Annotated in this window: 19 protein-coding genes; all 19 read right to left on the bottom strand. The window is 43.3% G+C overall.

Annotated features, from left to right (window positions below; genetic code table 11):
* Positions 1–4 precede the first annotated feature (4 nt).
* The 19 genes from BV455_RS14585 to BV455_RS14495 all read right to left on the bottom strand — a co-directional run bounded on the left by BV455_RS14585 (position 5) and on the right by BV455_RS14495 (position 14,830).
* Positions 5–568, bottom strand: a complete 564-nt coding sequence (locus tag BV455_RS14585; protein WP_218687333.1) for a LysM peptidoglycan-binding domain-containing protein — start codon at positions 566–568, stop codon at positions 5–7.
* Complete coding sequence (locus BV455_RS14580; RefSeq protein WP_218687332.1) at positions 568–3,771, bottom strand: transglycosylase SLT domain-containing protein; 3,204 nt, start codon at positions 3,769–3,771, stop codon at positions 568–570. Before BV455_RS14580 ends, BV455_RS14585 begins: the two co-directional genes overlap by 1 nt.
* A 195-nt stretch (positions 3,772–3,966) precedes the next feature.
* Positions 3,967–4,230 carry a hypothetical protein gene (locus tag BV455_RS14575; RefSeq protein ID WP_218687331.1) on the bottom strand — a complete coding sequence of 88 codons (264 nt, stop codon included), beginning with the start codon at positions 4,228–4,230 and terminating at the stop codon, positions 3,967–3,969.
* A 13-nt stretch (positions 4,231–4,243) separates the two neighbouring features.
* Entirely contained in the window at positions 4,244–4,639 is a 396-nt protein-coding gene (locus BV455_RS14570) for a phage structural protein (protein ID WP_218687330.1), read from the bottom strand.
* A 13-nt stretch (positions 4,640–4,652) separates the two neighbouring features.
* Positions 4,653–5,666, bottom strand: coding sequence for a DUF3383 family protein (locus BV455_RS14565; RefSeq protein WP_218687329.1), 1,014 nt, complete (start codon positions 5,664–5,666; stop codon positions 4,653–4,655).
* Between the two features lie 4 nt (positions 5,667–5,670).
* Positions 5,671–6,150 (bottom strand): phage neck terminator protein, encoded by a 480-nt coding sequence (locus BV455_RS14560; RefSeq protein WP_218687328.1) that lies wholly within the window; start codon positions 6,148–6,150, stop codon positions 5,671–5,673.
* The gene (locus tag BV455_RS14555; RefSeq protein WP_218687327.1) at positions 6,147–6,491 is read right to left on the bottom strand and encodes a hypothetical protein; all 345 of its coding nucleotides are present in this window, start codon (positions 6,489–6,491) and stop codon (positions 6,147–6,149) included. Before BV455_RS14555 ends, BV455_RS14560 begins: the two co-directional genes overlap by 4 nt.
* On the bottom strand, positions 6,492–6,998 hold the full coding sequence (locus BV455_RS14550) for a hypothetical protein (protein ID WP_218687326.1): 507 nt from the start codon (positions 6,996–6,998) through the stop codon (positions 6,492–6,494).
* Positions 6,995–7,303 (bottom strand): phage head-tail connector protein, encoded by a 309-nt coding sequence (locus tag BV455_RS14545; RefSeq protein WP_218687325.1) that lies wholly within the window; start codon positions 7,301–7,303, stop codon positions 6,995–6,997. The genes BV455_RS14550 and BV455_RS14545 overlap by 4 nt, the downstream gene beginning before the upstream one ends.
* Complete coding sequence (locus tag BV455_RS14540; protein ID WP_218687324.1) at positions 7,303–7,524, bottom strand: hypothetical protein; 222 nt, start codon at positions 7,522–7,524, stop codon at positions 7,303–7,305. Before BV455_RS14540 ends, BV455_RS14545 begins: the two co-directional genes overlap by 1 nt.
* Positions 7,521–8,423: a phage minor head protein gene (locus tag BV455_RS14535; RefSeq protein ID WP_218687323.1), complete on the bottom strand. Its 903-nt coding sequence runs from the start codon at positions 8,421–8,423 to the stop codon at positions 7,521–7,523. The genes BV455_RS14540 and BV455_RS14535 overlap by 4 nt, the downstream gene beginning before the upstream one ends.
* Entirely contained in the window at positions 8,420–8,593 is a 174-nt protein-coding gene (locus tag BV455_RS14530) for a hypothetical protein (RefSeq protein ID WP_218687322.1), read from the bottom strand. The genes BV455_RS14535 and BV455_RS14530 overlap by 4 nt, the downstream gene beginning before the upstream one ends.
* Before the next feature lie 41 nt (positions 8,594–8,634).
* Positions 8,635–9,741 (bottom strand): P22 phage major capsid protein family protein, encoded by a 1,107-nt coding sequence (locus BV455_RS14525; protein WP_218687321.1) that lies wholly within the window; start codon positions 9,739–9,741, stop codon positions 8,635–8,637.
* Positions 9,742–9,757: 16 nt separating this feature from the next.
* Positions 9,758–10,462, bottom strand: a complete 705-nt coding sequence (locus BV455_RS14520) for a DUF4355 domain-containing protein (protein ID WP_218687320.1) — start codon at positions 10,460–10,462, stop codon at positions 9,758–9,760.
* Between the two features lie 141 nt (positions 10,463–10,603).
* On the bottom strand, positions 10,604–10,780 hold the full coding sequence (locus tag BV455_RS14515) for a hypothetical protein (protein WP_218687319.1): 177 nt from the start codon (positions 10,778–10,780) through the stop codon (positions 10,604–10,606).
* An 82-nt stretch (positions 10,781–10,862) separates the two neighbouring features.
* Positions 10,863–12,209 carry a phage portal protein gene (locus BV455_RS14510; RefSeq protein WP_218687318.1) on the bottom strand — a complete coding sequence of 449 codons (1,347 nt, stop codon included), beginning with the start codon at positions 12,207–12,209 and terminating at the stop codon, positions 10,863–10,865.
* Between the two features lie 47 nt (positions 12,210–12,256).
* Entirely contained in the window at positions 12,257–12,451 is a 195-nt protein-coding gene (locus BV455_RS14505; protein WP_218687317.1) for a hypothetical protein, read from the bottom strand.
* A gap of 221 nt (positions 12,452–12,672) precedes the next feature.
* Positions 12,673–13,956, bottom strand: coding sequence for a PBSX family phage terminase large subunit (locus BV455_RS14500; protein ID WP_218687316.1), 1,284 nt, complete (start codon positions 13,954–13,956; stop codon positions 12,673–12,675).
* A complete protein-coding gene (locus tag BV455_RS14495) occupies positions 13,943–14,830 on the bottom strand; it encodes a terminase small subunit (RefSeq protein ID WP_218687315.1) in 888 nt (295 codons plus the stop codon). Before BV455_RS14495 ends, BV455_RS14500 begins: the two co-directional genes overlap by 14 nt.
* Positions 14,831–14,840: the final 10 nt, after the last annotated feature.

Here is a 14,840-nt window from a genome sequence, read left to right as displayed (position 1 = left end):
CCTTCTATTTCACACGTAACTTTACGCCGACAGGAATTTTGGTATCCGGGTATTTGTTCCACGCCCGTAGCTGGCTAATAGGCGTGCCGTATTTCTTCGACAATCCCCAATAGGTGTCGCCGCGTTTCGTGACATGATAGACAGCGGTACTCGCTGTCTTCGGTGTTGGCTGCTTCTTCCCTGCGTTGGTTGTCGGTTTTGTCTGCGGATTGGGTTTCACATACGGCGTAGTTGCTACGCGGATTTGTTTTAGCGTAATACTTGCTTGTATGCCGTTTTTGGCGCTTTTATCTGCATTCGGTGAGATGCTTTCAATAATCACATTCCGCATAATAAAACGACCGGAATACGTCATGATATCGCCGCGATACATGCTGTTTTTTAACTGGTCAAGCGTCTTTTGATAGTTGGAACCGCTCAAAAATACTTCGATTTGCAACGATTCCGGCTCCGGTTTCACATGGTCGGTAAATGCAATCCCTTTTTCGACCGGATACGATGTGGTCTGCACACTATATTGAGGTGATTCGCTGATGACAAACAAGTTATAATTCCCTAGCTTCGCCATTAACGAACCACCTCCACTGGATAAATATCGAGAAACATTTGCCACATTTCTTCTAATTTACGGTTAACAGCCGCTTCCAAACTTCCTGCTTCTTTCATGTCCGTGCCATATACATGTATATCCACCTTCGGCGAGAATTCAATTGAAATATTACCGCCAGCATTGCTTCTGTTCAAAGTTTTACCGCCACTTGGATTGTAACCAAGTTCCGCATTGGCTTGTGCAAGAAGAGCAAGTGCGCGGTTTCTCATTCTTGGCTCGGTCGGAATGATGAACTCTTTCCAACCGCTTTCCGCCAATGCCGCTATTTGCGGTTTTGTTGCAATTCCGCCTTGTCTATACCCGACATAACCTCTTCCTCGCATCATATTGCGGATACCAGGCACATTAAACACCGAACCGTACCGGTCGATCATATACCGAATCGCCGCTACTGCGTTGTGTACCGGATTCCAGATGTCGTTCAATCCCGGCAATTTATAGCGATTGAATGTCGGGTCAATTGTCTGGAACAACCCTTTCGACGGCGTTCCGCGTTTGGCATTTATGTCCCACAAGTTAATTGCTCGTGGATTCCCGCCTGATTCTTTCATAGCAATAGCCACAAGAGGATGAAACCACGATGCAGGAACACCCGTAATAGCCATCGCCGCCCGAACCCATTGCGCGACGTTGCCAGATACTTTTCCGCCGCTACCGAACGATAGGAAACCTTCTAGTTTCTTTTTCACAAAGCCAAGTGCTTTATCCTTGATAAGAGAAAGAGCACGTTTCCCAATTTCCCCGAACGCTCCGCTGATGTTCGGCGCACTGACACCGAGCTTTTCCCAAACCTTTTTCATTAGTTCGCTAGGTTTGGTGATATAAGACCAAACATCGAGAGCAATATCTTTCGCTTTGTTAAGAATGGCTGACGCCCGATGCAAAAGACCGTTGCCAGCCCCATCTTTATAAGCAGGGAACAACCCGGATTCTAACAAGGCTTGGGTTTCTCGATGCGGCAAAACTTCTGTTCCTCGCGGCAAATAAGTGAGCGTGCTTCTTGCTGGCGATAGTCCGATTTGACCGGATGGCGTTCGAATCAATTCCGGACCGCCGCCATCCCCAACGATAGCGAGACCGCCCGGGTGATAATCCGTTCCTCTTGCGTATTTTGGCGGTTCCCATTTCGGAATTCTTGTTTTCACACCGATTTTGCCTAAAACCCAGTTGATACCGCCAGTGACGCCATTTATACCTTTGGCCAATCCGCCAAGTAATGAATTGATGAGATGAGTCACACCGCTCATTGCTTTTCCTGCCATACTTTTTATCCCGGATCCAATTTTGCCCGGCAAATCTTTAGCGGCTTTGATAAATTGCCCGAATTTCGTAATCGTCCATTCGATGGCATCGGAGATTAAATCGAACATTTTCGCTATTCCTTTTAGAATCGGACCAACGATTTTCCACATGGATTGGATGGCTGGCACGATTTTTGGGATTAGCGGAATAACCACGTTGTTCACAAGGAACATGACAATAGACGCTACCGCTTGAAATGCGCGGTTAGCAATTTTAATGATCGGCGTTACCACTCTAAATGCGGTCGATATGACGTCTTTAATCGTTGGAAATAGCGGTACAACCACTTTCTGAACCAACGTTTTGATAACATCGATTACTGTATGGAATAAACCTACCACAAACCGGAGTGACGGTCTCACCGCTTCGAACGACGATACAATAAATTGCTTCGCCTGCGGAAGAAGCGGGATAACTACTTCGTTCACGAATTTTCCAACCGCTTTTCCGACTGTATCGAACATACTTTTAATTTTTTGTACTATGCCAATAACCTGTTGCGCTTGTTCCGGCGACAATCCTAGTTTTTGAAGGAAACTCACGCTTTTCTGCTGATCGCCGCCAAACGCCGCTTTTAGCCCTTGATATGCCAGCTTGATTTTGTTAAACACCGTTTCAATGCCGACTAGTTTATCTACCGCGACCACTATTCCAGTGATGGCTAATGCCAGCGGATTCGCCCGAAGTACCATAAACAACCCTTGTACAAGGCTTGTGACTTTCCGTATGACAAATAATGAACCTAATGCCGCCGCTACCGCTTTGATACTGCTTGCGTTCTCTCTAAAGAATTGAGCGGCTGGCTGAATAAACTGTTTTGCTGCTATACCGAAATTCACAATCGCATTGACAGATTTGCCTAAAAACTTGTCGGCAGATTGTACAAAGTTGTTAAGTGCACCTTTTTCAAGGATGTTGTTGACACGTTGCAACGCCGTTCCTAATTCGCTGTTAGCGGATTTCCCAGCGTTACGGAAGGCGATTGATGTCATTTCCTTAAATCGGCCCCATTGTGAAATCGTCGTGTTTCCCATTTTTTGCACGACTTTATCAGTAATGTTCATTTTGGTTAACAATTTATCCATTGCTTTGACTTGCTGTTCAAACGGCAAGTCCTTAATCGCCTTCACTGCTGAACGCGGCAATTCGAATCGTTCGACGAGAGATACCACATCGCCGCTTGCCAATTCGCGTAACGCTAGAACTGCACCTTCTACCCCTTGTGCCGGGTCCATAACATTGAGTTTTTCAACGACTTTCCATGCTTGCTCTAATACTTTGACGTTTTTAGAAAGCGAGATAAACGACTTGGAATTCGCAAACATATCTTGCGAGTTCAAAACAGGCGAATTCACCGCGACACGTTCAAGCATTTTCATATAAGCGTCAGATGCTTTTTTATCATCGAACATCGCTTCAATTAGCACTTTGGATTGTTCGAATCGTGCCGCTTCACCAATTGCTTTGCTTAACGCTTGATAAGCGGATACGGCACCCAATGCACCTGCCGCCATGCGTTTTAATGAAGAAATCGCATTATCTGCACCATTAGAAAAACGACTTAACGAATTTCTTGTACTTTCAATGGACGATTGAAAGGATCGAGCTTCACTACTTGCGTGTCGCATTCGGGAAGATAAATTGTTTAACGCATTTCTTATCAGGTTGCTTGCTCCACTGTATGCTTTTCCCATCCGTTGCACGGATCGGCTAACTTGTTCATTGGTTTTTGACGATTGTTTGCCGAATTGAGTAAAAATATCTCGTACCCGATTGGTTGACTGTTGGATTTCTCGCAACGGACGAGAAGCCTTGTCATTTAGCACAACACTAACAACAAGTTCACGCAAGCTGTTCATTCTGTCTCACCGCCTTTCGGCTTGGTCAATTGCAGATAGGCAAGCGCTTCTAACACTTCCTCCGCTGGCCATTCTTTGACCTCTAGCGGGCTGATATGGAATTTTTCCGCAATCACATACGCCCACCAAAACTGATTAGCATGTAAAAAATAACGCTTGGGGATGGCCTCTAACCCCCCAAGCGTCGCCAACTCCTTATTCGCTCTGTTGAAACGTTAAAGCCGCTTCGCAAACTTCTTGTAGCTCTTTAAAGCTGTCAAAATCGTCAACCGTCAATCCGCTCGGTTGTACGACAATATGCTCTAAAGCCGCGGCATAAAGTTTGGAAAGAAGCGGTTTTCCTTCCGCTGTCGTTGTTTCATCCATGATTTCTAGGTATTTTGAGTTTGGTACAGTTTGAAAGGTATATTTATTTCCGTTACTGCTTTTAAACTCTTTTTGCTTTGGTTTGAACGCCATTATCTATTCCTCCTTATGCTTCTGTTAAGTCTGAAACGTGAATTTGTACTTCAACAGGCTGCACTTCATTTCCCCATTCACGATCTGGCATTTTCAAAATGCGTGCTTCACTACCGCCTACTCGATAGGCATTTGTGTTATTGTCCACGATTTGAATTGGGAAAATCTTCTTCGACTTTCGCAATTGCTGTAAAAATGGCAAAGAAGCGGATGTCTGCTTCAGTGTTAATGTGATCGTACCTGTTTGGTCAGCACTTTCCGCATAAGTCACCTCTCCATCCGCTCCAACGTGAGGAGTGACATCATCTTCGTTTTTCTCAACTTTAATGACAGACCCATCATGATAACCCGTAATAAAAACACCATCGGCAATGACACTAACTTTCTTAAAATCGTATGTTTGTGCCATCTATAATCCCTCCTTAAATCATGAGCGTACCGCGGATTTCTACTTTTTCGATTGCACCGGCAATAGTAGCAGTCCATTCGATGTCCGGTAAAACACGTTGTGCTCTTGTGTTCGCTGGAATATCCGCACGTTTTGGGACAGTGATGGAATAGAGCGGCTCACCGTTTTCATCCGCGATAATACCTTGTCGGAACGCTTGTTTTAGCACCTTGTCTATTTCTGCGACGACCATTGCGATACCAGCATCGGTGTATGAAACCTTTTTATTGGTTGCTAGCAAACGAAATACTGCTTCAGCTAGACGAGCTTTCAAGAAATGCGTTGATTGCACAATGTCCACGTATTCGCCGCTGGTTACAACACCATGTGAAGTAATATCCACACCGCTTTCACGAATGTATGTGCAAGCGTTATGATCGTGAATATCATTGATTTTTGCGTCGTCGTAAGCGGCTGGGGTAACCCCCTGAATCGTTTTGAAAGTCCAAGTGTAGCTTCCGATTGGCAACGGAGCTAATTGAGCGACTAACCCTTCTGCTGGATATTGACGTGGTTGATCGTGAACAAGCAAGAACACATTGTCGTATAAGCCGCTTAATGTTTGATACAAGGTTTCACTTGATGTAGAAGCGGCATAAATTTTATCCCGTGTGCTAATCCATTCCGCTAGTTCAGTAATCTCATCGTCACCTTGTTCAACGGAAACAAGGTAATAAAAATCGTTTTTTCCCATCGTTACAAGCGTGTTTAATGCTGCTGTCAATTCAGACGGGTCCCCAGTTGCGCTATCATATTGAACGCCATATACCGCAATTTCCGCTGGCCGCGGATTTTGCCCAAACATACGAGAAAGAAGTTTGTATTCTTCAGTTGATTCATCAAAATCCGCTGGCACCTGTTCAATATCGGTGTACACTTTGTAGGCAAGGTCTTTTGATGTTGCTAATACCAGCGGTGTACCAAATCCTTTTTCGGATACCGCTTTTGTTTGCCGTGTAATTGTCACATCAACATAACGATTGCCCATGTTTTCACTCTCCTTTGAAAGTTACTGTATTGAACCATTCTGTTGGCATTTCTGCTGTTTGTGCCATACGCAGTTGAACGTCAAAGCCATGTTTGTATTCATAAGAATCCACAAGAAACGTTGTGCGGTTCTCGATGTTGCCGACATTGACAACCGCTATCCCGTTTTCTTGCAGAAAATCTTGACCAAAAAATAAAAACCACTGATGGAGCTTCATAGCCCAATCAATGGTTGATTCGTTTTTGTCTGCATATACATTGAATGAAATCGTTGTGAGATACTGTTCTTCGTATTGAAGATACAGTTCCTCGCCTTCTTCTCGCGTTGCGATATTTGGCTGCCCTGCTTCTTTGATATACGGTGACGTGATATTGTACACCGCATATGGTAATGGTGGCGTTGGAGCGGTTGTATTCGCTTGGATAATGCGTAATCCGGTATCTTGATAGGCTTTGGCAATCATATTTTTAATCGCTTCGATCATTTCTCCCGCCACCTTGCGTAATAAATGTACACATCGGCATATTCGCTGTAATCTTTGAAGTTTTGAATCGTGTAGCGGTCGCTTTTGTACTCGATTTCAGCGTTTAATTGAAGCGGCTGTGTCGTGTATACCTTTTTGTCTTTCGCTTGATACGCTCCCGCTTCGGCGTATTGAAGGTCATCTTCTGATAGCGGCAACACAATTCCATACATTTGCACAGGTGTTTCTCCGCCTTCTACCCAGTCGCCCGAATCTGTCCAATATCCATCAGTTTTTTGATAGTACGTGAACGGTACTTTAAATTCGTCCACAAAATCAGCAAATGCAAATGGCTTACTCATCTATTCCACCTCATGTCTTATAGCACCGACTAGGCGACCGGTATCAATCAGCGGATTATCGGAACCTTTCCGCTCAATGGTCATTTGACTGTTTGGCGGATTCTTTAGGTCACGCATTTTCTTTTGGATGAGTCCGGCGAATTCCATGCCAATAGCGTCCATGAATAGTTTTGGATTGACGTTTCCTTCGATCACATTCGGCACCATTTCCTCAATCTTTTTGGCGATCTTATCAATGTTTTCATCATAGCCGCTCCGTAACCACGACCGTTCCGGAATCTTGATGACGGTTGTTTCTTTTTTGAGCGGATACCCATTTGTCGCAAACCATGCTCTCATTTTCGGTGTGACCGGAATTTCTGCCCCATACTCATGCACCGCTCCGATCATGACAAGTTCGGAATCATCGGAGCCGAATAGTCCCACTTTAATTTGCTTGCCGCCAAGTTGCCGTAAATTACGCATCACCTTGTCGATGTTGTTTGTGTCTTTGATGACCACGCTCATACGAATCGCACCTTTCGCGCGTATGGCTTTAGCAGCCGCTCTACTTCATTCATCGTGCCGCCTTCAAAAAATGATTTCTCCATATCACCAAGCGATTGAGAAGCGACGCGCCCATCCTCTTGGAAGGCTTTGACGAGTTTTGCTACCGCTTGTTTAACGTCACCCGGCAGTCCATCGACAAAATCATCTCTGCAATATCGTTTGACGAATGAAATAGCATCTTCTAACGCGACTTGTAAGTAAGCGTCTTGTGATGTGTCGTTGAGCGGGATTTTTAAGCGGATTTTGAGTTCATCCAATGTCATTATCTCAACCGCTCCTTCTCCCATAATCGTTTGTCTGTTTCTGCAATGGCTTTTCTGATTCGGTCTTCTAGCTCTTTTTTATTTACGTCTTCACCATTCACATGAACGCAAATGTTGTAAATCGTTTGTTTTTGCTCCTGTAAGCGTTCTAAAGCAATGATTTCCTCTGGAGTTCCCTCTAAAATAACTTGACAACTGCCTACAATTACAGTCTTTTTCATGAACGCAACCGCTCCTTTTTCCATTGTTCAAAGGTCATGCCATCCAACTCTTTCGCATCAACCTTTTCCACTCGTTCCACCGAATAAGTAAGAAAACAGCGGCAATTAATACTGTTTTCAGGTCGCAGGAACAATCCTGGCGCTTTCGCTCGATCTGTACCAATTTTGAAATCTTCATCCACCGGAATTTTCGTGCCGTCCAAATGCTTATGCCGGTCCCTCACCCGCTGGTCATGCATGGTGTTCCATTCTTTTACCATGATGACCCCATTACGGTGTGCATGTTCAGCGGCCTGTAACTTCCCTGTCTCAACCGCACGATGCGCCTCTGTGCGTACTATCCTATTTGCCTTAACAACGTCATTTTCAAGCACACCTTTAATTCGTGTCGCCATTTGTCTGTAACTCTCGCCTTGCACCAATCCTTGCGTGATCTCTTGTTGGATCGTATAGATGATTGCCGCTCGATTCTTTTCTAATCGTCGCGACAAAGTAAGCCCTGTAATTGGATTTTCGATAGCAGCTGTAATCACTTCCGGTCGTACAGCAGAATAACTCAAGCGGCTCAACGTGTCGGTTTCCACCGCCCATGCGGTTAAGTAGTAGCCATCAAGATACGATTCGCCTAGAACGTCATAAATGGTCTTTCTGACGTCTTTATAAACGGTCTTTAGTAAATAGTCGATATACTCGATGAACTTGCGTAAGCGGTCGTATTTCGCCATCTCGGCATAGGTCAATTTGCCGTTTACCTCGTATTTTTCGTATAGCTTCGCCAGCTCTTTTCGCAATTCATTCAAAAGGAGAGCGTACCGCTTAACGATGTCACGTTCTCCTTTTTTCACTCGCCTGCTGACGAGTTTTTCAATCATTTCGGGAGTTTTATTGAGGTTGTTCATTTTCCATCACGTTGGTTTGTTTGTTTTCTTCGAGTTGTCTTTTCTTCTTTTGGTTTTTTCGCTTTGGTATCATCCACTTGTTTGTCTTGCTTCACCACGACACATTTTTGGGTATGAATGGCGTAAATCTTTTCGCTAGTGAATTCTTTTTGACAGTTTGGACACTTCATGTTATCACCTCACAAAAAAGAAAGGATAAGGGGAAAGCCCCTTATCCAAGTAAACGTGCTGCTAATTCTGGATGAATAGTTTTTAATCCATAAAGAATATCAAACGAAATCGTTTCTTGTTTCGTCTTCATATCGTATCCTCTTGTCACGCGGATAGATAAACCGTTGTATGTTTCGACGTATCCGTCCGCGCCGCCCGAAGGAAGTGCCATTGGACGGTTAACGAACGCAAATGCGTTGCGATGGAAAGCAAGGTTTGCAACATGGTCGCCGATGAATGTAACAGGCGCATCGCTATACGAGAATTTCAAGTTCGGATACACTTTTGCAGTCAATGTTCCTGATACAGCCGGAGCGGTGTTCTCTGTTACTACATATTGTTGGCCGTTGATAACCAACAAGTCACCTTTGTTTAATCGACCAGTAGATGCTCCAGCGGCACTTGTTAAAGTCACCGTATTGCTACCAGCTGTACCGCTTGCTGTTACGTCTGTAAGAGCCGCATAATCACCGGTAATGTGAGTGCGGATATTTTGGTCCATGAAGGTGTCAAAGCCTAAAATACGGCCCATGCTTGCTTCACGCAAAGCGGCTGTCGTACCGGATTTTTCAGCATTTACAATCGCATCTAATACGATGAGTTCTGCTTCCGCTTCTGGGTCAAACACTAAACGACGATTAACATTCGGTACTTTGTTGTTGTTCAAGACTTTACGAACACCGGAAATGTCTCTTAACGAGTTTGGAGTTGTTCCCGCTGTTCCATAGAAATATGGAATATCAACGTAAAGCCCTGTCAGCGAGTGGTCAATTTTTTGTGCTAATGCTTGCATCGCGCCTTCGACCACTTGGAACCCAAAGTCATCGATACTCAACGTCAATTCTTTCGATGTTACCGCTACGGAAACGTCAGCGATTTTATCCAACGTGACTGGCACTTCGCCTTCATTGATGTCTTGTGTAGTGATCTCATCTTCAAAGTCGTTCGCTTCAAATGTTGCAGGAATTTTCACTTTGACTGTATCGCCTTTTTTCGCAAATTCATTGGAAAAGTCGGTATGCACCAATTGACGCATTACTAAGTTGTTTTCCAAACGTACTAAAGCTTCACGTGCGATTTCTTGTACTGTTAAAAAAGAGTTGCTCATTCTACCTCACCTTTCCTTAACGATATAATTTTTTCTTGCGGTATTCCGCATACTCTTCCATTGTCATGTCTTTCGGGTCTTTAGGCGGTGTCGATGGTGTTTGTGGTGTACGACCGCCTTCTTTAAATTTCATCTCTACCGCTTGCTGAACAGCGGCGGAGAATACTTCTTCCAAGACAGAAAGATTTTTTAGAGTTGATTCCTCATCTGGACCAACAAAGAAATCAATTAACTTCGTCGGCAGCTGTTTTTCCGTTGCAACGGATAGCGCTTTGTTGCGCAATGTCTCGCGGATTTTTTCCTGCTCGATCTGCTCGAGCTTTTGTCTCAACTCACGCAGTTGTTTTTGTTCCTCTGTTTCAGGCGGGAAGCGTTTCGCAATCTCTTCTTCCACCTTCTTCGGAAGCGTCTTTTTCTCGTATGTCTTGATTGCTTCCGTCACACGTGAATCGGTGAGTGATTGCAACCACTTTTTCCCTTCTTCATTCTCGCTGACGAACTTTTGCACCACATCAAGTGTTAGTTGTAACCCTTGTGTGTTGCCTTGTCCGCCTTGTTGTCCGTTATCTTGCTGTCCTCCGCCTTGTTGCCCTGCTGGTGGATTACCGGCTCCACCGTCACCGCCATCGCCGCTATTTCCACCGTCTCCTGCGAAATATTGAAGGTCGAGACGTAGCGGCATTGTTAAAGATTTATAGAATGGTTGTTTGTTGATTTCCATTGTTCATTTCCTCCTTCGTCCTTCGCAGTTGCATAAGCCCCTGCAAAGTCCTTTTGTATTCCCGTGTTGTTCTTTTACGCCTACAAGCACGGAAAAAGGCAAGAAAAAAAGCCCCTCGCAATGAGTGGCTTATGTGTTTTATTAAACTTTAAAACGAATGTCTGCTTTTTGACTATCCTCTTTCCCTTTTTGATATGCAAACTCCATCAGAAAAGCTACATCCTCAATTTGTTCCGCTGTTAAGTTTTTTAGTTTTTCATTGAAAACAATTTTCGGTAAGTGTTTACTTAAATCTTTCTCTTCAATAACTCTTTTCAAGTTATTCAACCTCCATTTATTCTACATTCGCCTTGTTTCAATACTTCTAACGCCTGCCCAAAGTTCATTGATTTACCTCCTCTTATTCTTGTGTTTCGGTGTCATTCGTAAACAAATCAAGGTTAATCATATTCTCTTGTTCCTGTCTCATAAGCTCTAGCTCGTAGTCCACGTCATCGATATATGGAATCTGCGAAAGTAGCGTATGATCGCTGTGAATCCCTTTCATTTTTGGCGCATATTCTGCTATATACAAAAGATCAATCGGAATGTTTCGTTTAAACTCCCAAAAAATATCGAGGTAGTCAACATCGATACCTTTCTTCTTCCAGGCGCTACACAGCACCTTGAACTGTTCACGCAATCCCTTGCTGAATTTCCGTGCTTTCTTTCCGGCCTTGTTTTCTAGCGCGAGAAGTTTCCACTTTCGGCTTTCCCCTGTTTGAGTTGCGCCAGAAAACTTTTCGTCAGACATGTCAACGCTGGCAGAAAATTTATGGATGTTTTCATTGAGTGTTTTCTTGTTGTTTTCAACGAATGTGTCATTGATATCTTTCGTGATAAAATCCACATCACCGGTTTCGCTGTCAATTGCAAATGCACCTGTTTGCTTTGCTTTATCAATCGTTTCTTTATCCACCGATACACCTTTAAACTTCATATAAGCGTGCGCAAATTGTTCTAATTCGTTTACCGCATCGCTGACAATTTTGTCATATGCATCGATAAGAGTTTCCACTTTCTCAAAATCGCCTTTTTCTAGGTCGTTGTTTTGAAAACGAATGAGCGGCACATAATCGAATAAGTGAGGTTGGCTGCCCTCTGAATCCATAATAAAAACGCCATCGTCCTCGATAAAGAACGTGACGTTTTTGTTATCGTACCACTCTACTCTTGTGTATTCATTGTCATTGATGATGTCTTTCACGGTGTAATAGCGGAGAGCATGTGTAATCTCGCCGCCATCTTCCACGAACACCGCTTCCCACGGAAAAATGTTCATTGCGCGTTCTTCCCCGTTTTTGTCGATATACATAAGACGAGCGGCGTAACCGCATATGCTCATAATTGTTCCAAGTTCGGCGTCGGAATCTTCAATGGTATTGAGCGTGTTAAAATGAGTGATACGATCTTGGTATTCTTTTGCTTTTGATTCTTCATATTTGCGCTTGTCGATACTGTATGAAATAGGTTTTCCAAACAAATACCCAATAACTTGGTCGATAATATATCCTCGATAATCATTTTCTAGCTTATTGTTTGGCTTCTGCGTATCCGGTAGGACACGCTTTTGAATCGGCAAATCTTCACCTTTATAGCGGTTATATAGACCTAACATCTTATCTCGATGTGGCTTGTGCCAATCAAGGATTTTCTTGATGATGTCAGACGTAACTTCGGAAACGGATAACTGTATCGTCGAACGCACAGTTTCACCTCCTTTATGTTGCTTCTAAAACACCACCTTACCCCTTGCTATTCCTTACTCACATACGGAAATACCTCAACACCATCGCAGAAAAATACCTCAATAACATTGCGATCAAAGTAAGCTATAATGTCATTTTGTTGCCCCAAAAACTTAATGTGATCTCCTTTTATTTCAACACCATAGACATTCGATAAAAATACGCTTCTATCACCTTTTAATAAAACTTGGTAACTCCTCATTTTTCATAATTCCCCCTCAACTTTATGCAGATTTTATACAAAAAACGTCGGGAAATAATTTATGGACACACCCGAAAAATGCCGTAAAATCAACGATTCATAAACATGCAAAAACAATAAAAAAATCAACGCCTTTAAAAACGTTGATTTCTCAATACTTCTATAACCGCCTAACTTCCCATAGGAAAAATTATGTTAACTGATAATGCATATCATATACACTAGTACAACGATGGAACCGCACGAAGCTTGTTGCCGAATAAAATTGTATTAACAAAATATCGATCGGCGTCCAACTGGTGATCGTTTTGTTTGACTGGCTTATCCTCGCCCCTCTCCGCCGCTTTTTCATCCCATACATAAGAGCTGTATTCCCGAAATGTTTCTTTGCAGCAATCATTGTAAAGAATCATCTTTTTGTTTAAAGCGGTTGCTACATTTCGGATTCCATCCAGCACATCATTCTTTGCTTTGATGACTTTGATTCCTTTCTGCCGCAATAATGCGATAAATGAAGCGGCTGACGGGTCCACAATCACGCCTTTGAATTTGTGTTTTTCAATATCTTCAATGAACTTCATCAAGTCCTCGTAATACTCTTGGTCTGTCTTCTGTTTGTTTTCTTTTCGGCCATCATAGTGGTACTCTTTCACCTTGTACCATACGCCGTTGTAAAGACCCCATAATCCAAATGTCGTCGGGTTTTGCGTCCCATAGTCACATGATACATAGTATTTTTCGTATGGCCGCGGCATCGTTGGAACGACATGCTCGTCTTTGCTGAACATATCGTAAATAATGCCTTCCGCCAGCACCCATAAGCCAAGGATGTATCGTTGATAGAATACACCCTTATACATCCGCTTGTAGCGCTCTTTTACCCGCTCAGACAACGATAAATTGTCGTCCATCGTAAAATGCAAATGGAGCAAGTTCTTTTCGTCGAGTTTATCCAAGTATTCAACCTTGAACCAATGATACGGCCCAGCTGGGTTGCAGTTGAACCACAATTTCGCCCCGTCAACCGAACAACGAGCGGTTGCTTGGTTAACAAACGATTCCGGCATGAGCGCTACTTCATCAAAAAACATTCCGGCAAGCGTAATCCCTTGAATCAAGTCTTGGGATGATTCGTCTTTTCCACCGAATAAATAAAAGTAGTTTGTTTTCCCTTTGAACGTAATCGTTAAGTAGTTATCTGCTCGATGATCTTTGACTTTGTATCCTCTCGATTTAAGCATCCGTTTGAGCGGCGTAATGACGTTCCGGCGTAATGCCCCAATCGTCTTTCCTGCCATGCCGAAGTTTTGTTCATTGAAAGTATCCATCGCCCACATGACATAGGAAAGAGACATCACAACGGTTTTGCCAGCACGAATGGAACCGTCACAGATGATGCCGTCTTTGTCACTAACCGGTGAGGCTGGGCGCCACCAAGTTAATACTTTTAACTGTTTCTTTGAAAATGGCTGGAATTTAAAAGGCGCGGGCTTAAGCTTCTTCATCGTCCCACACCTCTTTTGCCTTGCCGTCTAAAGCCTCTAGGAAGCCATCATCTTCATATTCTTCATGTTCATCTGGTCCAAACGCTTTATAGTGGGCAATTTTGAGTTTTTCTTCTTCGATCTTCCGTTTGAAATTATCCGGGAACAAATCGAAATATAGCGACAGTTTTTCAAGCGCCTTCATCTTGTCGGCTAACTTGATGGATACCCCATCTTTTCCTTGTTTCACTTCCGTAATGATGGTTCCGTCTACCACGCTTGAATCCTTTAATTCCACATAATTAACCTTTTCTTTCAGCGGCCTGCCATGTTCGTCTTTAATCGGACCAAACATACCGATAACCGGAACTTCCTTTTGACCGAATGTTACATAATCCGTGATGTCAGCAAAAGCAATTTCAATGTATTTTTGTAGCACATCCATCGCTTCGATAAATAGCCCACTTGTCATTTCTTGCTTGATACGTTTGATTTCCGCTGCAACCTTAGCATTTCTTAGCAACCTGCTACCCTCAACATGAGCACTTTCCGGAGCGTATCCCGCTTTAATCGCCGCTTGAGTAGCATTAAAACTTTTTACATAATAAAGACAGAAAAGCCGCTGTTTTTCGGTTAATCCATTGTTTTCATCTATCTCAATTTCAATTGGTTTATCATCATTTTCAGGTGTATCTTTTGTATTGGTAACGTTCCTTTTCTCAATGGTAACGTTACCTTTCAATTTTTGTTCCCATTGGTCTAGGTTTTTCCACTTTCTAATCTGTGTATCGGATACACCTAATTGAGCGGCAATGTCCTTCAATTTCATTTCTCCGCCGCTTGCCTTCCATATCTCAAAGGCTTCATCTCGTCTTGGGTCTCTTTGTCTTGGCATAGTTACATGA

Origin of the sequence: Parageobacillus caldoxylosilyticus, from assembly GCF_019272935.1 — a bacterium.
Lineage (GTDB): Bacteria > Bacillota > Bacilli > Bacillales > Anoxybacillaceae > Saccharococcus > Saccharococcus caldoxylosilyticus.
The sequence above is the reverse complement of the archived record's forward strand: the minus strand, read 5'-3'. Positions and strand labels throughout refer to the sequence as shown.